Origin of the sequence: Halobacillus locisalis (genome assembly GCF_013694105.1) — a bacterium.
Lineage (GTDB): Bacteria > Bacillota > Bacilli > Bacillales > Halobacillaceae > Halobacillus > Halobacillus locisalis.
Map to the genome: position 1 here is coordinate 579282 of NZ_JACEFG010000002.1, position 21915 is coordinate 601196.

Genomic DNA, 21915 nt, shown 5'->3' on the forward strand with positions numbered 1-21915 from the left:
CGTTTTTTCCGAGTTAACAAATAGTTTCGTCTTTCTGTATTTTGAAGGGGTGTCGGGGAAATGATGAGACTCCTGTGGGATCAGCTGGACAGGTGAGACCCCGCAAAGCGTAGCTTGAGGAGGCTCAGCGCCTGCCACGGAAAGCGAGTCATTTCCCCGACAACCCTACTCTGCACTTTGAAGACGAAACGATCACGCGTAACTAAAAACGAGTGCTTGCGTTTTTTCTCGCTAGTTCTTATAATATACAAGTTATAGTGTACGCGAATCAGTCAACAGAAAGGGCGGATTGAGACATGCCAACTAACGCAAAGGACGTTCAAGTGAAGCTCGTAACCGAAATCAGAGATGACGACCAATCACAGACGATGGAAGTGAGCGAGCCCGGTCAGTTCTTCAAGCGCGGAGATACGCAAGTACTGACGTTCACAGAACATCCCGAAGAAGGCGATGCGATCAAGACGATGATTACGGTCAAACCGAATCACGTCAGCATTAAGCGGAGCGGTGGCGTCGAAATGCGCCAAATGTTTCAAGAAGGTCTAGAGACCGAAAACTTATACCACCATACCTATGGTGATTTTCATATGAGGACGTATACCGAGGAGATGGAGTTTCGTTCATTAGAAGAGGCTCCCCAAGGTCGATTGTATCTGAGTTATCAAATGACATTAAACCATGAAGTGACGCAGGCGCACCGCTTGACGTTGACGTTTGAGGAGGAGAGCGAATCATGAACATTGTTGAACAGATGGAACAGACGTTGAAGGATGAAGTCGTTCGTGCGGTGCTTGCCGCGGAGCTTGCAACAGAAGATGAAATGCCGGATGTCGTTTTGGAACAGCCGAAAGATAAAGCTCACGGCGATTACGCTACCAATATGGCGATGCAGCTGGCGCGTATTGCAAAGAAAAACCCGCGTCAAATCGCAACAGAGCTTGTAGAACAGTTCGATAAGTCCAAAGCATCGATCGAAAAGATAGAGATCGCTGGCCCTGGATTCATCAACTTTTACATGAACAACCAATATCTAACCGAGCTTGTTCCGACGATTCTTGAAGCGGGCGACAAGTATGGACGCACGAATGCCGGAGAAGGTCATAAGATCCAAGTCGAGTTCGTATCGGCGAACCCGACAGGAACGCTACACCTAGGACATGCGCGTGGTGCGGCTGTCGGTGACTCTTTATGTAACGTCCTTGATGCGGCTGGTTATGAAGTATCCCGTGAATACTACATCAACGATGCCGGTAACCAGATGGCGAACTTGGCGAAGTCCGTAGAAGCGCGTTATATGCAAGCGCTAGGAAAAGAGTGGGACATGCCTGAAGATGCCTATCATGGTGCGGATATCATCGGACTTGGTGACAGGCTCGTCGAGGAAGATGGCGACAAATGGGCGGAGGCTTCCTCTGAAGAACGCCTTCAGCACTTCCGTCAATACGGCTTGCGCTTCCTACTCGACCGAATCAAAACCGATTTGGAAGAATTCCGTGTTCCATTTGATGAGTGGTTCTCAGAGACGTCCTTGTATGAAGGGGACAAAATTCAAAATGCGCTCAACGTCCTGAACGAGAAGAACTATGTATATGAAAAAGACGATGCCACATGGTTCGAAACGACGAAATTCAGCGATGACAAAGACCGCGTCCTCATCAAAAACGATGGTACGTACACGTATTTGACACCAGACATCGCGTATCATAAAAATAAACTCGATCGCGGTTTCGATACGCTGATCAATATTTGGGGAGCCGACCACCATGGCTATATTCCTCGTATGAAAGCGGCGATCCAGGCGCTTGGCTACGCGGAAGATACGCTTGAGGTGGAAATCATCCAAATGGTCAACTTGTTCCAAGACGGTGAAAAAGTGAAAATGAGTAAACGTACAGGTAAAGCCGTCACGCTTCGTGAGCTGATGGAAGAGGTCGGAATCGATGCCATGCGTTACTTCTTCTCCATGCGTTCAAGCGACTCTCACCTTGATTTTGACATGGACCTTGCCCGTTCAGAATCAAACGAGAACCCTGTATTCTACGTCCAATATGCTCATGCTCGTATTTGTACGATGTTGAAACAAGCAGAAGAAAAAGGCTTCACAGCTGATGAATTCGATGCCACGTATTTGACAGCTGAGAAGGAAGAGGACCTGTTGAAGCGCCTTGGTGAATTCCCGCAACTTGTGGCGGATGCCGCTGAGAAGCGTACACCGCACCGTGTGACACAGTATGCCTTCGACCTTGCTTCTAACCTGCACAGTTTCTACAATGCAGAAAAAGTACTGGATGAAGACAATAAAGAGCGGACAGCAGCACGCCTTGCTCTTATGAAAGCCGTTCGCACAACACTGCAAAATGCACTCAAACTAATTGGGGTATCCGCTCCAGAAAGTATGTAAGTTCACAAAAAAGACGTCTTTGTCGATGTGACAAAGTCGTCTTTTTGTTTGTTGAGAAAGTATGCGGTTTCATGGGCTGGGGGATCTCAACCTTTTTCGTGCTCACTACGATGTAAAACGGTGGAGAGAGGCTTCCTTACAACGGTTTTAACCCATCCTATCGATGAAAAAGGTCATTAAGGAGAGGCTCAGAGCACTTTTTGACACGCCTTCTTCGCTAAAGTGTCTTAATAAGACTCCTCATGACGTTTTTAAAAAGTCTAACATAAGAAAAACGTCTTTAACTCATCGAGCTACAACAATAACCTCTTCGCTAAGCTGTTATGAAAAGAGTAGGTTGAAGATCATCAAAGCGAGTATAATAGAGGTATGACAGAATCACTCGTGCAAAAACTAATCAAGGAAGGAGTGAGACAAATGAAAGAAATCATATTTGCCTTATTAACAGGCCTCGTCGTAGGCGTCGTTTTTGCTTTACTCAAACTCCCGATTCCAGCACCACCCGCCGCAGCAGGCGTCGTCGGAATCGTCGGCATCTACCTCGGTTTTAAACTGGTCGCATGGATCAGCCCGATGCTGAACATGATAAAGTGAAACTTCAATCCGAGGTGAAGTATCTATGGACTTCCCGCATTGAGATGAGTAGCAGAAACAGAATCTGTTACCATATGCTTTCGTACGTCCGATCTGAGGGCGCACCTTTCATTGGGTGTAGTCTCTAGAGGTTTAGTTTCTTGTGGTAAGGTGGTGGAGAAACAGCGACACTCCTGCAGGGTGTGAGGTCAGTGTGAGATCCCGCAGGTCGCGAAGCGATCGAGGAAGCTCACCGCCGCCTGCGGAAAGGGAGTTGTTGCTCCTCCACCGGATGCATTCACCCTGGTAAACCGGAAGTGGCTTACCCTTACTTCTAAAATAATTGAATCAACACTCACAGAAAAGGTCGCAGAATAATGGCGATCTTTTCGTTTATCCGCGTACCGATCGAACGATTCTTCAACCAATCATCATCAAAAGGAACAGCATCTTTAAAATCTTCGAAATACATCTTGCGTAAGTCTCCGATAAACACCTGCTCATAGATGAACGTGTTCACTTCTTTATTCAAAAACAAACTTCTACGGTCGAAATTGGCCGTCCCTAAATCGGCGAGCTGACCATCAATAATAATCACTTTGGCATGATAAAAACCGGCATCAAAGAAACCGATTTTTGCACCCCGTCGATATAAATAGTCTAAATAAGGTATGCCGGCTTCTTTTACAAACGGATGATCAGACTTCATCGGAATCATGATGTGAAGATCGACTCCGCGTTCAAGCGCCTTTTCCAGCGACGAAAGCAGGCGGTTGGTAGGGATGAAATAAGGGGTCCCGATCAGCAACTCCTGTTCAGCCCTCTGGATCATCTCATCGATTTCGTCTTCTAAGCCGACTCCATCTGTAGCGACGACCCGTACTTTTTCATTCCCAGATCCTTGATTGTCAAGAGGGGTAAGCGTCTCACCTGTCGATAAATACCAATCATCGAATAGAACCTCTTGTAACTCTTTGACGACAGGACCTGTCAAACGTAGATGATAATCCCGCCAATCGCCGAACTTCGAAGTCTCTCCAATATAGTTCTTCCCGATATTGAAGCCTCCTACAAAAGCGATTTTCCCATCAATCACAGCGATTTTACGGTGATTTCTCCTATGAAGCCTATAGAAAAAATAAGGGAAACCAGGTTTCTCTGCAAAGTGGAATTCGACGCCCGCATCAGCTAATTCTTGGCGTATCTGTTTATTGATCCGGTAACCACCAAGACGATCCGCAAGTAAACGGACAGGGACTCCCTCTGAAGCTTTATTCTTCAACACTTGTAAGAAATTTTGGCTGATATAATCGTTATCGATTAAATAAAAGAAAATATCGACTTGAACGGAAGCCTGATGAATGTCCTGGAACAGCTTCTCATACATCGGCGAACCATTTTTGAACAGCGAGTAGTCTCCTGTTGTTTGTTCGAAAGAAAGTTTTCGTGCGATTTTTTGATGGTGCTTCCTTCCCATTTTGAAGTCCACCACGAACAATAAAATGAATAAAAATATAGCCATGATGATGATTAAAGCGATCACTTGCTTCACCTCCCGAGTCTTATGCTATAGAGTAGCTTTCCCTAATGCTCTTCCATTCAAAAGGGAAAAGCAGAAAATGTATTGACTGAATGCTCATTCATATTTATCATAGAAGTATAAGATTCAGAAAATTAGCATGTTTCTGATCCGACTATTGAACAATCGCAGCCGCGATTACACCAAAGAGGGGGAGAACAAATGAATCCATTGTTAATTGCAAACTGGATTCTGTTCCTTGGCGTAACGATTTATGGGTTCTACTTATTCGTTCGCGTCGTTCGTACACGTATCGCTTACATCAAGATGGGACGGAAATTCGAGTTTGATGGAGAAATTAAGAACCGTTTACGTAAAGTTGGGGTCAACGTATTCGGTCAGAAGAAATTATTGAAGGACAAAAAGTCAGGCATCATTCACGTCATGATGTTTTATGGATTTATCCTTGTCCAATTCGGAGCGATCGATTTCGTTTGGAAAGGACTAGCTCCTGATTCGCACCTACCACTAGGACCTTTCTATGTAGGGTTCGTCTTTTTCCAAGAAATTGTGACGTTGACGATTTTAGTCGCCGTTATTTGGGCGTTCTACCGTCGTTATATTGAAAAACTTGTCCGCTTGAAGCGAGGGTTCAAAGCAGGTCTCGTGTTGATTTTCATCGGAACATTGATGGTTACCGTACTAGTCGGTAACGGAATGAGCTTGATTTGGTTCGACCACCAAGGCGCTTGGACAGAACCTGTTGCGAGCATCATTGCAAGCGCTTTCGCTTGGTTGCCGCCAGCCGCCGCTGCTACGATCTTCTATGTCATGTGGTGGATTCACTTACTTATCTTATTGACATTCTTAGTGTACGTACCTCAATCGAAGCACGCACACTTGATTGCTGCACCTGTTAACGTCTTCCTTAATCGTGAAGACCCGCCAGGTAAACTACAGCCGATCAATTTCGATATTGATGAAGAAGCGGATGAAGAGGACGTAAGCTTCGGAGTCGGGAAGATTGAAGACTTCAATCAACTTCAAATGATCGATTTATATGCCTGTGTGGAATGTGGACGATGCACGAACGTTTGTCCAGCTTCAGGGTCAGGTAAAATGCTTTCTCCGATGGACTTGATCATCAAATTGCGTGATCACTTAACAGAGAAAGGAGCGGCCGTGACAGGCCAAACGCCATGGGTTCCTTCCTACGCTTTCTCAGGTACAGAAGGCAATACGTTAGCTCAAATGGCTCGCGGGCAAGGGACAGATGAAGCTGCGGCGTCCATCGAAGCGGTTCATAATAAGAGTTTGATTGGCGATGTCATCACTGAAGAAGAGCTATGGGCTTGTACGACGTGCCGTAACTGTGAAGATGCATGTCCGGTAATGAACGAACATGTGGATAAAATCATCGATCTGCGTCGTTACCTTGTCTTGACAGAAGGCAAGATGGATGCAGATGGTCAGCGTGCCATGATGAACATCGAACGCCAAGGTAACCCTTGGGGACTTTCTAAGAAAGAACGTGAAGACTGGCGCACGATTGAGGAAGATGTTCATATTCCAACCGTTAAAGAATTGAAAAAATCAGGTGAAGAATTTGAATACTTATTCTGGGTCAGCTCCATGGGATCCTACGATAACCGTAGTCAGAAAATCGCTCTTGCCTTTGCTAAATTGATGAATGCAGCGGGAATCAAGTTCGCCATTCTCGGTAACAAAGAGCAGAACTCTGGAGATACAGCTCGCCGGATGGGGAATGAATTCTTATTCCAAGAGCTTGCTGAGAAGAACATGAAAGAATTTACGAAAAATGATGTGAAGAAGATCATTACGATAGACCCTCACGCCTATAACATTTTCAAGAATGAGTATCCGGACTTCGGACTAGAAGCAGAAGTCTTCCACCATACGGAAATGCTTGCCGAATGGCTGAAGGATGGTCGCTTGAAACCTGAAGGTGTAGTGAATGAGAAGATCACCTATCACGACAGCTGTTACCTTGGTCGTTACAACGAAGTGTACCAGCCACCTCGTGAAGTGCTTGAGATGATTCCAGGTGTCGAAGTCGTCGAGATGAAACGAAACCGTTCGAACGGCATGTGCTGTGGAGCGGGTGGCGGAATGATGTGGATGGAAGAGAAATCCGGTAACCGCGTCAACGTCGCTCGTACAGAACAAGCACTCGAAGTCGAGCCGACGATGATCTCCAGTGGTTGTCCATTCTGTTTGACGATGCTGTCTGATGGAACGAAAGCGAAAGAAGTGGAAGAAGAAGTGAGCACGATGGATATTGCCGAAATTCTAGCGAAGTCCATGTTCGATCAAACAGAAGAGAAAACAGCATAATTAGGTACAATACGATTTAATTGTCGAAAAAGCGAAAATAGTATAAAAATTATGGAAAGTGTACGCGATCTTAGGTACACTTTCCTTATGGGAAGAAATTGAGCGAGCGTTCAATCGCCAATTTTGTAAGCGTTACCAATTAAGGGAGGAAATCAAATATGCGTAAAACAGTGATTGTTTCGGGAGCCCGTACACCGTTCGGAAAATTCGGGGGAGGTCTAGCACCTCTGACCGCTGCTCAACTTGGCGGAATCGCCATCAAGGCAGCTTTAGAGCGTAGCAACTTCAAACCAGAAGATGTAGGGGAAGTCATTATGGGGACGGTTCTGCAAGGTGGGCAAGGTCAATTACCTTCCCGTCAGGCCTCAAGAGAAGCAGGCATTCCGTGGGACGTCAAAACAGAGACGGTGAACAAAGTGTGTGCTTCAGGAATGAGAAGTGTCACGATGGCTGATCAGTTCATCCGCCTTGGAGATGAAGATGTGATTGTGGCTGGTGGAATGGAAAGCATGAGCAATGCTCCATATTTCATGCCGAAAGCACGCTGGGGTTTACGCATGGGCGATGCCTCTGTCAAAGATATGATGGTGCATGACGGGTTGACGTGTTCCTTTGAACAGGTACATATGGGGAACTATGGAAACCGCACGGCAGAAGAATTCGAATTGACACGAGAAGCACAAGATGAATGGTCCTATAGAAGTCACCAACGAGCGGTGAAAGCAACGGAAGACGGCGTGCTGGCTGAAGAAATCGTACCTGTCGAAGTGCCACAACGAAAAGGCGATCCGGTCGTCGTCGGTCAAGACGAAGCGCCAAGAAAGAGTACGACCATCGAAGCGCTGTCCAAACTTCGCCCCGTCTTCGATCCACAAGGGACGATTACAGCGGGTAACGCACCTGGGGTCAATGATGGTGCAGCCGCAATGTTATTAATGTCTGATGAAAAAGCGGAACAAATCGGTGCAACGCCGCTGGCGACGATTATCGCCCACGACGAAATTGCCGTCGAAGCTCAAGATTTTCCGCAAACGCCGGGGTTGGTCATCAATAAGATTCTTGAAAAAGCCGGGAAGTCCATCGACGAAATCGATTTGTTTGAAGTGAACGAAGCGTTCGCAGCCGTTTCCTTAGCAAGCGGAAAAATTGCTGGTCTCGATCCTGAGAAAGTAAACGTCAATGGAGGAGCCGTTGCTCTCGGTCACCCGATCGGCGCAAGTGGTGCACGTATCCTGTTGACGCTTGCCTATGAATTGAAGCGCCGCGGGGGAGGAGTCGGAATCGCAGCGATCTGTTCTGGCGGCGGTCAAGGTGATGCCGTCATGATCGAAGTACCGAAACAATAGAGAAGGGAGAGGCACACATGACAATACAAAACGTAATGGTGATCGGTGCGGGTCAAATGGGAGCGGGAATCGCTCAAGTATTTGCTCAAGCCGGACTACAAGTGAAACTGAACGATATGAAACAGGAAGCATTAGATAAAGGGCTGTCAGGCATCGAAAAACGCCTCGCCCGTGCTGTAGAAAAAGGGAAAATGACGGATGGTGAGCAAAAGGAAGCTTTTGCCCGACTGTCTGGCACGACAAAGCTCGAAGACGCATCAGACTGTGATCTCGTCATTGAAGCGGTCGTTGAGAGTATGGACGTGAAAGAGAGTGTCTTCAAACGCTTGGATGAGATCACGCCGAAGCATGCCATTCTAGCGACGAACACCTCTTCTTTACCGATTACAGAGATTGCTGCTGTAACGAACCGTCCAGATCAAGTGATTGGCATGCACTTCATGAACCCGGTTCCTGTCATGAAGCTAGTCGAAATCATTCGAGCGATTCAGACGAGTGATGAAACGTATCAGGCAATTGAAGATATGACCAAACGTCTGAACAAATCACCCGTCGAGGTCGAGGACTTTCCTGGATTCGTTTCGAACCGCATTTTGATGCCGATGATCAACGAAGCGATTTATACCGTTTATGAAGGTGTCGCTTCACCAGAGGATGTGGATACGGTGATGAAGCTTGGCATGAACCACCCGATGGGGCCACTGACGTTAGCTGACTTCATTGGCCTTGATACGTGCTTGTACATTATGGAGGTTCTTCACGAAGGATTCGGTGACAGTAAATACCGCCCTTGTCCACTACTGCGTAAATACGTCAAAGCGGGCTGGCTCGGTAAGAAGTCCGGACGTGGATTCTACAGCTACGAATAACAGGTGAAGGGGAGAGCAACGATGCATTTACAACTCACTGAAGAACAAGAAATGATGAAAAAGATGGTCCGTGACTTTGCGGAAAAAGAAGTTGCTCCAGCGGTTGAGCGGATGGAAGCGGAAGATCGCTTTCCTGAAGAGTTGATCCCGAAAATGGGAGAGCTCGGGTTGATGGGAGTTCCGATTCCAGAGAAGTACGGCGGTGCTGAAATGGACTACACCTCCTACATCATTGCCATTCACGAACTTTCCAAGGTCAGTGCAACAGTCGGTGTCATTCTTTCTGTCCACACGTCTGTCGGGACGAATCCGATTTTATATTTCGGAACAGAAGAACAGAAACAAAAATATATCCCTAAACTTGCTTCTGGTGAATACCTTGGTGCTTTTGCCTTGACGGAACCGAGTGCCGGGTCGGATGCCGGAAGCTTGAAAACACGAGCGAAGCGTGATGGCGATCATTATGTATTGAATGGAGAAAAAGTATTCATTACAAATGGCGGTAATGCGGATACATTTATCGTGTTTGCCCGTACAAATCCAGATGAATCAACGGGGAAAGGGCTAAGCGCATTCATTATAGAACGCGATACGCCAGGCTTTTCGGTCGGAAAAGCGGAGAAAAAAATGGGCATGCACGGATCGAGCACGGTGTCCTTGAATTTCGACCAGTGTAAAGTGCCTGTTTCTCAGCGTCTCGGCGAAGAAGGCGAAGGCTATAAAATCGCCCTTGCGAACTTGAATACCGGGCGTATCGGCATTGCCGCTCAATCACTAGGGATTGCGGAAGCTGCTTTAGAACATGCCGTCGCTTATGCAAAAGAGCGCGAACAGTTCGGAAAGCCGATTGCGAACCTGCAAGGCATTTCCTTTAAACTCGCGGACATGGCAACGGCTTTCGAGTCCTCGAAGCTCTTGACGTATAACGCCGCTTCCTTGCACGGTGCAGGAAAACCGTGTGTGAAAGAAGCCTCGATGGCCAAACTATTCGCTTCGAAAACCGCCGTGAATAACGCGATCGAAGCGGTCCAAGTGCACGGCGGATATGGATATACCGAAGATTACGCCGTCGAACGATTTTTCCGAGATGCGAAAGTATGTGAAATCTACGAAGGCACAAGCGAAATCCAACGCGTCGTAATCGGCAACCAATTGATAAGAAACTAGAGGAGGATCACTATGAATTTCACATTAACAGAAGAGCAGCAAATGCTAAGGAAAATGGTCCGCGACTTTGCAAAAAATGAAGTCGAGCCGACAGCGGCAGAGCGTGATGAAGAGGAACGGTTCGACCGCGAGATTTTTGACAAAATGGCGGAGCTCGGTCTGACAGGTATTCCGTGGCCAGAAGAATATAGCGGCATCGGTTCGGACTTCGTAAGTTACGTCATTGCCGTCGAAGAACTTTCGCGCGTGTGTGCATCGACAGGCGTGACGCTGTCCGCTCACATTTCACTGGCTAGCTGGCCGATTTATAAATTCGGTAACGAAGAACAGAAGAAAACATTCTTAGCCCAACTCGCATCAGGTGAGAAACTAGGAGCCTACGCATTATCTGAGCCTGGCGCAGGTAGTGACGTATCGTCCATGAAAACGCAAGCCAAGCTCGATGGCGACCATTATGTGCTGAACGGCAACAAAGTATGGATCACAAACGGTGGAGTGGGCGATCTTTACGTCGTTTTTGCCAAAACAGATCCGGACGCCGGAAACCGTGGCATCAGTGCCTTCATCGTAGAAAAAGGAACACCAGGATTCACATTCGGTAAAAAAGAGAAGAAGCTCGGAATCCGCTCGTCACCAACGACGGAGCTCGTTTTCGAAGATTGTAAAATTCCGAAAGAGAACCTGCTCGGTGAAGAAGGAGAAGGGTTCAAGATTGCGATGATGACCCTTGATGGTGGACGTAACGGAATTGCTGCCCAAGCGGTCGGCATCGCACAAGGTGCACTTGATGAGTCCGTAGCCTACTCGAAAGAACGCGAACAGTTCGGTAAGCCGATTGCCAAGCTGCAAGGTATCTCATTCAAACTGGCTGACATGGCAACAGAAATAGAAGCTAGCAGACTATTGACCTATCAAGCGGCATACTTAGAATCCGAAGGCCTTCCATACTCCAAAGCCTCCGCCATGGCGAAACTATTTGCCGGCGACGCCGCAATGCGCATCACAACAGAAGCCGTCCAAGTTCACGGAGGCTACGGGTACACGAAAGACTACCCAGTCGAACGCTACATGCGTGATGCGAAAATTACGCAAATCTACGAAGGCACCCAAGAAATCCAACGCCTCGTCATCGGCCGCATGGTAACCAAAGACTAAGTTTCTATAAAAATAGGGGGAGGAACGAGAGGGCAGGGAAAATAGCTCGCTTTCCGCGGGGAGTGCTGAGATCTCGTGAAACTTCTCCGGTGCTTTTAAATGCTGGTTTACTAGCCGCAAATAAGTTTCGTCCCTGTACTTTAAAAAAGGTGGTTGGGGAAATGGGGAGACTCCTGTGGGATTTAGCGGGACAGGTGAGACCCCACAGGGAGGAACGACCGAGGAGGCTCACCGCCCGCCCCGCGGAAAGCGACTCATTTCCCCAACCACCTTCCTCTACCTAGTGAAGACGAAACGGTCCACTCGCAAAAGAATACGACATATAGAAAGCTGCAGGTGAAAGAAGATGCATCCACTCGCCGAACGAATCCAAAACCAAGACATGCGCGCCCTCGCCCGCGCCATCACACTGATCGAGAACGACGATGACGATAAATTGGAATTGATGAGCGACATTTTTTCTATCCAAAAACAAGCCCATTATATCGGCATCACCGGCTCACCAGGAGCAGGGAAAAGCTCTCTCATCAATCGCTTGCTCACGTATATCCGGCGTCTGGATCTGACGGTTGCCGTCATCGCCGTCGATCCGACCAGTCCCTTCAGCGGCGGATCGCTGCTTGGGGACCGGACGCGCATGAATCAACACTTCATGGACCCCGGAATTTTCATACGGAGCATGGCGACGAGAGGAAGTCTTGGTGGATTGGCTCGTTCGACGAAAGACGCGATTCGTGTCTGTGATGCATACGGGTATGATGTCGTACTCGTCGAGACAGTCGGTGTCGGGCAATCCGAGCTCGACATCATGAAAGCCGTCGATACGACAGGTCTCGTCCTTACACCGAATAGCGGCGACGTTCTGCAGATTTTCAAAGCCGGGATCATGGAGATTGCCGATTTGTTCATTATCAACAAAGCGGACCTGCCCGGTGTCGGAAAACTGAAAGCGACGTTAGAAGAATACATGATGATTGTTCAACCCAAAGGATGGCAACCCCCGATCATCCCTACTATTTCGACGGAAAATCAAGGAATGCAGGAACTTTGGGAGAAAATGAGCGATCACCAAACCTACTTATATGAAACGAACCAAGGTCGTGCACGACGTGAGCAACAATTGAAGCTTGAAGTGTACGACTTGATCCGTGAAGAGATTTGGCGCGAAGTCAGAACAGAGATCGAGCAGGATCAACGAAAGCAAGAAGCCTTTCACAATCCGGACGCTGACCCCTACCAGTTGGCCCGCTCGTGGTTTCAAAATTGGATGAGAAAAGGGGAATGACGATGGCCAAAAAAGAAGTCCCTTCTTCCATAAAAGATGAAGCACTTGTACTGAAGAGAAGAAATCAGATGATTAAAGGTGCGGTCACGCTTTTTATTGAAAAAGGATTCCATAAAACGACCACTCGTGAGATTGCGAAAGCGTCAGGGTTCAGTATCGGCACACTTTACGAATATATTCGAACGAAAGAGGATGTCCTGTTTCTTGTCTGTGACTCGATTTACAGGCGAGTGAAAGCGCGTATGGAGGCATCGATTGATCCACGTGAAACATCGGTTCAAAGCCTTGTGCATGCGATCCGTTCCTATTTCCAGCTGATGGATGACATGCAGGATGAAGTCCTCGTCATGTATCAAGAGGTCAAGTCGCTCCCGCGAGATGCGCAGGATTATGTATTGCAGAAGGAGCGGGACATGGTCTCGATGCTCGAAGAAGTGATTCGCAACAGCCTGCCACATCAGAAATCCGATTCGGAAGTTACGCTGCTCGCAAACAATATTTTCGTCCAAGGACAAATGTGGGGCTTCAGACGCTGGATATTGCAGCGGTCTTTTACCATCGAAACGTACACCGACTTACAAATTCAATTGCTGCTTGAAGGCTTAGGAGAGTTTCAAGAAGAACGATAATTTAAAGGAGGAGCTTGATTATGGAACAACCGACGGTCTATAAGCCTAAAAACCCCGTCCGTTTTGTCACGTCATCCAGCCTGTTTGATGGTCACGATGCTTCCATCAATATCATGAGACGGATTTTGCAGTCGACAGGTGCCGAAGTGATCCACCTCGGTCACAACCGTTCTGTAGAAGAAGTCGTCAACGCTGCCATTCAGGAAGACGTACAAGGGATCGCGATTTCATCTTATCAGGGCGGACATGTGGAATACTTCAAATACATGGTCGACTTGTTGAAAGAAAAAGGTGCCGATCACATCCGCGTATACGGAGGCGGGGGAGGTGTCATCATCCCTCGTGAAATCAAAGAACTTCATGAATACGGCGTCGCGCGGGTCTTCTCACCTGAAGATGGCCGGACATACGGACTTCAAGGCATGATCAACCAAATGATCGAAGAATGTGATTTTCTTCCGCCGCTTCAAGTGGAAGAAGGCGTAAAACAACTGACGAACGGCGACCACCAAGCCATCGCGCGTTTTATTACGTATGTAGAAAATACACCGAAACAAGAGCGTGAAGCGGTTGCGGCTTTTGAAACGGCTGTTGAGAAGGTTCAGGAAAAAACGATTCCTGTGCTCGGGATAACTGGAACAGGTGGAGCAGGGAAAAGCTCGCTCACCGATGAATTGATTCGCCGGTTCGTCAATGAAATCCCGGACAAGAAAATCGCGATTTTGTCTGTCGATCCGACGAAACGGAAGACGGGTGGCGCGTTACTTGGGGACCGTATTCGCATGAACGCCATCTTCAATCCTCGCGTGTACATGCGCTCGCTAGCTACGAGGGATGCACGTTCCGAACTGTCCACCGCGGTGGAAGAAGCGATCCAAGTAGTCAAGGCGGCCGGTGTCGATTTCATCATTATTGAAACGAGTGGAATCGGGCAAGGGGATGCCGCGATCACGGATATCACCGATTTATCGATGTATGTGATGACCGCTGAATTCGGAGCTCCTTCTCAGCTTGAGAAAATTGACATGATCGACTTCGCTGACTTCATCGTGATCAACAAGTTTGAACAAAAGGGATCAGAAGACGCGTTCAATCAGGTGAAGAAACAATACCAGCGCAGTCATATGCTCTTCCATGAAGACGATGCCAAATTCCCTGTCTTCGGTACCATCGCCAGTCAGTTCAATGATCCTGGCACGAATACGTTATTCGCATCGGTTGTCGATGAGTTGAATGAACGATTCGCTTGGAACAATGAAACATCGTTCGAGCGCGTTGATAAAGTCGAAAAACAGAACGTCATCATCCCGAACGACCGCAAACAATACTTGCGTGACATCTCTTTGGCGGTCCGGGATTACCATCAAGAAACAGAGGACGAAGCGGAAAAAGCCCGTAAGCTGTATCAGTTGAAAGGGACGCTGTCCGCGCTTGAAGATGAGGAAGCGAAAGCGAGTATCGAACGACTCATCGAAGATTACGAAAGGTCGATCGATCGGGATGCCAAAGAAAAGCTCGACGATTGGAACGGCTTGCACGAACGCTATAGTGGCGACACGTATAGCTTCAAAGTCCGGGATAAGGAAATTACGATGGATCTGAATACAGAGAGCCTGGCAGGGATCAAAGTTCCGAAAGTCGCTTTGCCGAGGTATTCTGATTGGGGCGACCGTTTGACGTGGTTATTGAAGGAGAACGTCCCAGGGGCCTTCCCATTCACGGCAGGCGTATTCCCGTTCAAACGTAAAGGGGAAGATCCGAAACGCCAATTTGCCGGTGAAGGAACGCCTGAGCGCACGAACCGTCGTTTCCATTACTTATCAGAAGGGGACGATGCCAAGCGCTTGAGTACGGCTTTTGACTCCGTGACGCTATATGGTGAAGACCCGGATGAGCGCCCGGATATTTACGGTAAAGTCGGAGAAAGCGGCGTGAATATCTGTACTTTGGAAGATATGAAAAAGCTGTATGACGGCTTCGATCTCGTCGACCCGACAACGTCAGTATCGATGACCATCAATGGACCGGCGCCTATTATCCTTGCGATGTTCTTCAATACGGCCATCGACCAGCAGCTCGCCCGCTTCCAAGAGGAGAATGGACGGGAGCCGAATGCAGAAGAAGCGGCGAAGATCAAAGAGGAAACGATTCATGTTGTGCGTGGTACAGTGCAGGCCGATATCCTGAAAGAGGACCAAGGTCAGAACACTTGTATTTTCTCAACAGAATTCGCACTCCGTATGATGGGAGATATCCAGCAGTACTTCATCGACCATGAAGTGCGCAACTATTATTCGGTTTCCATTTCCGGCTATCACATTGCCGAAGCGGGAGCGAACCCGATTACGCAGCTCGCCTTCACGCTTGCAAACGGATTTACGTACGTCGAGTATTACTTGAGCAGAGGTATGGATATCAACAAATTCGCACCGAACCTGTCATTCTTTTTCTCAAACGGTCTCGATCCGGAATACACCGTTCTTGGCCGCGTAGCGAGACGGATTTGGGCGATTGTCATGAAAAATAAGTATGGCGCCAACGAGCGAAGTCAGAAGCTGAAGTACCATATTCAGACGTCCGGCCGTTCCCTGCACGCACAGGAAATCGACTTCAACGATATCCGCACGACGCTGCAGGCCTTGATCGCCATTCAAGATAACTGTAACTCGCTGCACACGAACTCATACGATGAAGCGATTACGACGCCGACTGAAGAATCCGTCCGCCGCGCGATGGCGATTCAGATGATCATCAGCAAAGAATTCGGACTGACGAAAAACGAGAACTCCTTGCAAGGTTCGTATATTATCCGCGAGCTGACAGACCTTGTCGAAGAAGCGGTGTTACAAGAGTTCGAACGCATCAACGATCGTGGTGGCGTGCTCGGTGCGATGGAACGCCAATACCAGCGAGGAAAAATCCAGGAAGAATCACTTTATTATGAAGGCAAAAAACATTCAGGGGAGCTACCGATCGTCGGTGTGAATACTTACTTGAATCCTAATCCACCTTCAGAAGAGGAAATCGATTCGATGGAGCTTGCCCGTGCATCGAAAGAAGAGAAGATGCACCAAATCAATGAGCTTCGCCGCTTCCAAGGTACTCATGAAGACAAGACGACTCAAGCGTTGGATCGTTTGAAACAGGTCGCTGCCAGCGGGGGCAATATTTTTGCGGAATTGATGGAAACCGTAAAAGTGGCAAGTCTCGGTCAAATCACCAACGCCTTGTACCAAGTAGGCGGGCAGTATCGTAGAAATATGTAAGAATAGTGCAGGATTGTAGAATACTCGATTTCGATATGTTTATGTGAGTGACGGGGGGGATGGGGAACGAGTCGCTTTCCGTGGGGCGGGCGCTGAGCCTCCTCGAGCTAAAGCTCTGCTGGGTCTCAGCTGTCCCGCTTAATCCCACAGGGAGCGCCCACGACCGAGGAGGCTCGTCGGTTCCCCCACAGGAAAGCGAGTTATTTCCCAACACACCCTCCACTTACTTTCGAAGAGGACCCAAACATCTTTTGGAGGAGTTTGTCTGGCTAATGAGGCCGTATTTGAAAGAGACAAAAAATCAGCAACGAACACGAACGAATTCAAATGAATAGAGAAAGCGCCTTGCTTCATAGAGAAGCAAGGCGCTTTGAGCTTTCTTAGTGACCGCCGACTTGGTCGTCATCATGAGCTTGATTGATTTCGGTTACATACGGCTTTTTCATACCGTACCATTCATACGTGACATTGTAGGTTTTGTCGGTCTCAAGAAGCATCCATGTGCTCGTATCTTTCACGTGAAGCTTTTTGTCATTCACCATCACGAAATAACCATCATCATTGTGCGTTTTCTCCGTGATTGTTGCCTCTTTAAGGTGTGTGGATTGAATGAGACCATAGTTGGTAACGAGCCAGATCCCGACGATGATGACGGCGATCGTGGTGGCAATCCAGTTAAACGGGTGGGTTTTCATTTCCGCGTCTCTCCTTCGTGTTTACTTACGTACATTCAGTTTATATAAAAAGGGGCGGAACACCAAACAATTCATATCTCTATCCTTACTTTGGCAATAACGTATACATTCTATTCTTTTAGGGTATTGATTTTGGTATATGAATCGATTTGATTTTTGATAGAGCAAATCATATAATGGATGGTATGATTAAATGTGATTCGTATGTCTATGACGTCATATTTTCTATCTTGCGTATACAAAGGAGTGCTGGATCGTGAGCTTAAAACAACTAAGCAAAGAGCAAATTGAAGAGATTTCAATGATTGAACTTGCAACGATCATTTTGGAAGATGAAAGAGAAGCGATTGATTTCAATGAAATCTTCAAGCGTATTGCTTCTGTAAAAGGTTTTACTGCCAAGCAGAAGGAAGAATACATCTCACAGTTCTATACAGATATGAACATTGACGGTCGTTTCATGACGATCGGAACAAACCGTTGGGGTCTCCGCAGCTGGTACCCTGTCGAGCAACTGGAAGAGGAAATCGCGAACCTTCCACAAAAACGTAAAAAGAAGAAAAAAAAGAAGAAACCATCCAAGCTGCTTGAAGATGAGCTGGGTGTATCAGACTACGATGCAACAGACGACGATGATTTGGAAGATGACGTCGATCTGACTGACGAAGATCTTGATTTGGATGACGATGATGATTTCGAAGGTGACTACGAAGATGACGATTTGGACGAAGAGGAAGAAGAAATGGTCGAAGATGATATCAGCTTCATCGGAGACGATGACGAGGACGACGACAAGTAAAATCGTGGTTGACTTTCAAAAGCCAAATCAGTACAATCTTATTTGGGCTCTTTAATTTCTGAACGAAATCCGAACGCTCCCCTGACCAGGGGAGCGTTTTTTGTTTTTTGTATCGGAATGACGGACGTAAAACAGGAGAAAAGGATGGAAAAATTCATCATTCCCTGTCGAATGGACAGGTTATAGATAGACCCCGACCAAGAACGTTAACCAATGTTTTTACTATAAAGAAAAGTAGAGAAAGAGGGATTACTGTGACAACAAAGTATATTTTTGTAACAGGTGGCGTCGTTTCATCTTTGGGTAAAGGAATAACGGCCGCTTCCTTAGGTCGACTATTGAAAAACCGCGGATTGAAAGTGACGATTCAAAAGTTCGATCCGTACATCAACGTGGACCCGGGTACGATGAGCCCGTATCAACACGGAGAAGTATTCGTAACTGAAGACGGAGCGGAAACAGACCTTGACCTTGGTCACTACGAGCGTTTCATTGATATCAACTTGAACAAATTCAGCAACGTGACGACGGGTAAAGTCTACTCCAACGTCATTAAAAAAGAACGCCGTGGCGATTATTTAGGCGGAACGGTTCAAGTCATTCCTCACATTACGAATGAAATCAAAGAGCGCGTTTTCCGTGCCGGCCACGAAACGAATGCGGATGTCGTCATTACAGAAATCGGTGGAACGGTCGGGGATATTGAATCTCTTCCATTCCTAGAAGCGATTCGCCAAATCAAGAGCGATATCGGTCGCGAACACGTCATGTACTTGCACTGCACGCTCGTTCCTTATTTGAAAGCGGCAGGCGAAATGAAAACGAAGCCGACACAGCACAGCGTAAAAGAATTGCGTTCATTAGGTATTCAACCGGATGCGATTGTTCTTCGAACGGAAAGCCCGGTTTCTGAAGATATGAAAGAGAAAATTGCTTTGTTCGGTGACATTAAAAAGGAATCCGTTATTGAAGCACGTGATGCAGAGACATTGTACAATGTTCCGATCACCTTGCAGGCTCAAAACCTTGACCAGATTACATGTGACCACTTCGGTCTAGACTGTCCACCAGCGGATATGACCGAGTGGAACAAGTTAATCGATCAAGTGAAGAACTTGGAAGAGAAAAGAACGATTGCCTTAGTCGGTAAATATGTCGAGCTTCCAGATGCTTATATTTCCGTCGTCGAAGCTTTGAAGCACGCCGGATACGACTACAACGCAGACATCGATGTAAAATGGGTGAACTCGGAAGAGCTTGAGTCCACAAACGTTCAAGAATACTTGAAGGACGTAGACGGAATCCTTGTACCTGGAGGTTTTGGAGATCGTGGAATCGAAGGGAAAATCGAAGCGATCCGTTATGCACGTGAAAACAAAGTGCCATTCCTCGGCATCTGCTTAGGTATGCAGCTCGCAACCGTCGAATTCGCTCGTAACGTCTTAGGGCTGGAAGGTGCTCATTCTGCAGAAATCAACCCTGCGACACCACACCCGATCATCGACCTTTTACCAGAACAAAAAGAAGTATCAGACCTTGGCGGAACGCTTCGTCTCGGCATCTATCCTTCTCGTTTGAAAGCTGGCACAAAAGCGATGGAAGCGTATGGAGAAGAAGTGGTTTATGAACGTCACCGTCACCGCTTCGAATTCAACAACCATTACCGCGAACAAATGGAAGCGGCAGGCTTCACGTTCTCTGGTACAAGCCCAGACGGACGCCTGGTCGAGATCGTCGAAGTCGAAAATCATCCATGGTTCGTTGCGAGTCAGTTCCACCCGGAATTCAAGTCTCGCCCAACGCGTTCACAAGAGTTGTTCCACGGTTTCATCGGTGCGACTATGAACGAAAAATAATAATTTATGTGAAAAGGCTAAGACTTTGTGTCTTAGTCTTTTTTTGTGTTTGGATAAGGGGGTGGGTGCTCGCAAAAAGGTTTGGGCGCTTATCGGACATCTGCCCGTCCGATTCGGACAAAGGCTGCATTAATCCGGACACCTTCACCTCGATTTCGGACAAGAATCATGGTGAATCGGACATTTGGCCATAATTCGGACAAGCGCTCTGTGATTTCGTACACCTGCGCACGTAATTCAGACAATTGCCCCGCACCCTCCATCCACCTAGCCTGAATTCGGACACCTTCGACTATATTTCAGACAATTTCCCCAAAATTTCGGACACCTCGACCCACTCAACCCCGACCCAGCCATCAAAATAAGCAGTAAATCCCAAAAATCCCAAAACAGAACATACATACGGCAGGAGATAAGAAGTTTTCATCGAAAGTAATTCATAGAGTGTATTTGACATAGAGGAATTCAATCACAAATAGAGACTAGCTCAATTTTTACTAGGAAGGAGGAAAGATATGGCGAATCAAATACTTATTGTCGACGACCAGAGTGGAATCCGCCTACTGTTAGAAGAAATTTTGAAAAGTGATGGATATCAAACTCTATCGGCAAAAACCGGGAAACAAGCCTGCGACTTAGCAGAGACGAACGAGATCGACCTCATGATCATGGATTACAATCTTCCTGTCATGCACGGAAGAGAAGTTTTAGAAAAAATGAGGGAAAGAGGGTGTAAACACCCTGTCATCGTGATTACAGGTGAGGCGAAAGAAACGGTGGAGAAAGACATCGACCATCCTTTCGTCCGTGCCGTGATCACTAAGCCCTTCGACATCCATAAATTGAAAGAATTGGTTGCTGGAGAGCTTATGAAGAGCCTGTGAGAACCTTTTTTTAAATGAAAGCGCTATATACTTGTGCTGTTGTTGCACCAAGGGAAGGGTATTGGTATTCTAATACTGTAGCTAAACTTACATGGTGTACTTTTCTGTGAAAAGCACTTGTAACAAATAGACGTTATTCATTTAAAGGAGGATCTTTCATGCCGTTAGTATCTATGAAAGAAATGCTAGAAACTGCTAAAGAGAACCGTTACGGTGTCGGGCAGTTCAACTTAAATAATCTTGAGTACGCTCAAGCGATTCTTCAGGCTGCTGAAGAAGAGAAGTCTCCAGTCATCCTTGGTGTATCCGAAGGTGCTGCACGTTACATGGGTGGATTTAACGTAGTCGTAGACATGGTTAAAGCCCTAATGACTTCTTATGGTACAACTGTACCTGTAGCGATTCACTTGGACCACGGTTCAAGCTTCGAAAAATGTGCGGAAGCAATCCACGCTGGATTCACTTCTGTTATGATCGACGCTTCTCACGATCCACTAGAAGAGAACATTGCCGTTACGAGAAAAGTTGTTGAATTGGCTCACATCCACGGAGTTTCTGTTGAAGCAGAACTTGGCCGTGTAGGTGGACAAGAAGACGACATCATCGTAGACGATGCAGAAGCTGCATACGCGATCCCTTCTGAGTGTAAGCAACTTGTTGACGAAACAAACGTTGACGTATTTGCACCAGCTCTAGGTTCTGTACACGGTCCTTACAAAGGTGAACCGAACCTTGGATTCGACCGTATGGAAGAGATCATGGGTCTTGTAGACAAGCCGCTTGTTCTTCACGGTGGTACAGGAATCCCTACAGCTGATATCAAGAAAGCCATTTCTTTCGGTACAGCGAAAATCAACGTAAACACGGAAAACCAGATCGCTCAAGGTAAAGCGGTACGTGAAGTTCTTGCTGAACAGCCTGAACAATACGATCCTCGTAAATATCTTGGACCTGGTCGTGAAGCAATCAAACAAACCGTTATCGGCAAAATGCGCGAATTCGGTTCTTCTCAACAAGCATAAAGTGTTTCAAGGAAGCCGTTACCCAGTAGCGGTTTCCTTTTGAATGTTTATGAAAACGCCATCATTTGATTTTTTTCATGGAAAACCTACATTA

General features: G+C 47.1%; 18 protein-coding genes. 15 read left to right on the plus strand and 3 right to left on the minus strand.

The features are described 5' to 3' along the window. Nucleotides 1-296 precede the first annotated feature (296 nt). The 3 genes from H0266_RS10035 to H0266_RS10045 all read left to right on the plus strand — a co-directional run bounded on the left by H0266_RS10035 (nucleotide 297) and on the right by H0266_RS10045 (nucleotide 2995). Nucleotides 297-737, plus strand: coding sequence for a YwiB family protein (locus tag H0266_RS10035; protein ID WP_181472261.1), 441 nt, complete (start codon nucleotides 297-299; stop codon nucleotides 735-737). Beyond that, nucleotides 734-2401 carry an arginine--tRNA ligase gene (gene argS, locus H0266_RS10040; protein ID WP_181472262.1) on the plus strand — a complete coding sequence of 556 codons (1668 nt, stop codon included), beginning with the start codon at nucleotides 734-736 and terminating at the stop codon, nucleotides 2399-2401. The genes H0266_RS10035 and argS overlap by 4 nt, the downstream gene beginning before the upstream one ends. A gap of 417 nt (nucleotides 2402-2818) precedes the next feature. Then, nucleotides 2819-2995, plus strand: coding sequence for a XapX domain-containing protein (locus H0266_RS10045; RefSeq protein WP_181472263.1), 177 nt, complete (start codon nucleotides 2819-2821; stop codon nucleotides 2993-2995). A 334-nt stretch (nucleotides 2996-3329) separates the two neighbouring features. On the opposite strand, the gene cls is transcribed toward H0266_RS10045, so the two are convergent. Next, complete coding sequence (gene cls / locus H0266_RS10050) at nucleotides 3330-4517, minus strand: cardiolipin synthase (RefSeq protein WP_181472264.1); 1188 nt, start codon at nucleotides 4515-4517, stop codon at nucleotides 3330-3332. A 198-nt stretch (nucleotides 4518-4715) separates the two neighbouring features. Between cls and H0266_RS10055 the strand changes: the two genes are divergently transcribed. The 8 genes from H0266_RS10055 (at nucleotide 4716) to icmF (ending at nucleotide 16565) form a co-directional block, all read left to right on the plus strand. After that, the gene (locus H0266_RS10055) at nucleotides 4716-6848 is read left to right on the plus strand and encodes a heterodisulfide reductase-related iron-sulfur binding cluster (RefSeq protein ID WP_181472265.1); all 2133 of its coding nucleotides are present in this window, start codon (nucleotides 4716-4718) and stop codon (nucleotides 6846-6848) included. A 158-nt stretch (nucleotides 6849-7006) separates the two neighbouring features. Continuing rightward, entirely contained in the window at nucleotides 7007-8194 is a 1188-nt protein-coding gene (locus H0266_RS10060) for an acetyl-CoA C-acetyltransferase (RefSeq protein WP_181472266.1), read from the plus strand. Nucleotides 8195-8211: 17 nt separating this feature from the next. Beyond that, on the plus strand, nucleotides 8212-9063 hold the full coding sequence (locus tag H0266_RS10065; RefSeq protein ID WP_181472267.1) for a 3-hydroxybutyryl-CoA dehydrogenase: 852 nt from the start codon (nucleotides 8212-8214) through the stop codon (nucleotides 9061-9063). A gap of 21 nt (nucleotides 9064-9084) precedes the next feature. Continuing rightward, the gene (locus H0266_RS10070) at nucleotides 9085-10230 is read left to right on the plus strand and encodes an acyl-CoA dehydrogenase (protein ID WP_181472268.1); all 1146 of its coding nucleotides are present in this window, start codon (nucleotides 9085-9087) and stop codon (nucleotides 10228-10230) included. A gap of 12 nt (nucleotides 10231-10242) precedes the next feature. After that, nucleotides 10243-11385 (plus strand): acyl-CoA dehydrogenase, encoded by a 1143-nt coding sequence (locus H0266_RS10075; RefSeq protein ID WP_181472269.1) that lies wholly within the window; start codon nucleotides 10243-10245, stop codon nucleotides 11383-11385. 346 nt (nucleotides 11386-11731) lie between these two features. After that, a complete protein-coding gene (meaB, locus tag H0266_RS10080) occupies nucleotides 11732-12670 on the plus strand; it encodes a methylmalonyl Co-A mutase-associated GTPase MeaB (RefSeq protein WP_181472270.1) in 939 nt (312 codons plus the stop codon). Nucleotides 12671-12672: 2 nt separating this feature from the next. Further along, nucleotides 12673-13299, plus strand: a complete 627-nt coding sequence (locus tag H0266_RS10085; RefSeq protein WP_181472271.1) for a TetR/AcrR family transcriptional regulator — start codon at nucleotides 12673-12675, stop codon at nucleotides 13297-13299. Between the two features lie 20 nt (nucleotides 13300-13319). Further along, nucleotides 13320-16565 (plus strand): fused isobutyryl-CoA mutase/GTPase IcmF, encoded by a 3246-nt coding sequence (gene icmF / locus H0266_RS10090; RefSeq protein WP_181472272.1) that lies wholly within the window; start codon nucleotides 13320-13322, stop codon nucleotides 16563-16565. Nucleotides 16566-16945: 380 nt separating this feature from the next. Here icmF and H0266_RS10095 read toward each other — a convergent pair whose 3' ends face one another. After that, the gene (locus H0266_RS10095; protein ID WP_181472273.1) at nucleotides 16946-17260 is read right to left on the minus strand and encodes a hypothetical protein; all 315 of its coding nucleotides are present in this window, start codon (nucleotides 17258-17260) and stop codon (nucleotides 16946-16948) included. 256 nt (nucleotides 17261-17516) lie between these two features. Between H0266_RS10095 and rpoE the strand changes: the two genes are divergently transcribed. Together rpoE and pyrG are read left to right on the plus strand one after the other, a co-directional pair. Next, nucleotides 17517-18059, plus strand: a complete 543-nt coding sequence (gene rpoE, locus H0266_RS10100; RefSeq protein ID WP_181472274.1) for a DNA-directed RNA polymerase subunit delta — start codon at nucleotides 17517-17519, stop codon at nucleotides 18057-18059. A 254-nt stretch (nucleotides 18060-18313) separates the two neighbouring features. Then, a complete protein-coding gene (gene pyrG, locus H0266_RS10105; RefSeq protein ID WP_181472275.1) occupies nucleotides 18314-19915 on the plus strand; it encodes a CTP synthase in 1602 nt (533 codons plus the stop codon). 89 nt (nucleotides 19916-20004) lie between these two features. Here the strand turns inward: pyrG and H0266_RS10110 are convergent, their stop codons facing one another. Beyond that, on the minus strand, nucleotides 20005-20160 hold the full coding sequence (locus H0266_RS10110) for a hypothetical protein (protein WP_181472276.1): 156 nt from the start codon (nucleotides 20158-20160) through the stop codon (nucleotides 20005-20007). A 270-nt stretch (nucleotides 20161-20430) separates the two neighbouring features. Here H0266_RS10110 and H0266_RS10115 point away from each other — a divergent pair, with 270 nt between their 5' ends. Together H0266_RS10115 and fba are read left to right on the plus strand one after the other, a co-directional pair. Continuing rightward, the gene (locus tag H0266_RS10115) at nucleotides 20431-20799 is read left to right on the plus strand and encodes a response regulator (protein ID WP_181472277.1); all 369 of its coding nucleotides are present in this window, start codon (nucleotides 20431-20433) and stop codon (nucleotides 20797-20799) included. Nucleotides 20800-20957: 158 nt separating this feature from the next. Continuing rightward, the gene (gene fba / locus H0266_RS10120) at nucleotides 20958-21821 is read left to right on the plus strand and encodes a class II fructose-1,6-bisphosphate aldolase (protein ID WP_181472278.1); all 864 of its coding nucleotides are present in this window, start codon (nucleotides 20958-20960) and stop codon (nucleotides 21819-21821) included. Nucleotides 21822-21915: the final 94 nt, after the last annotated feature.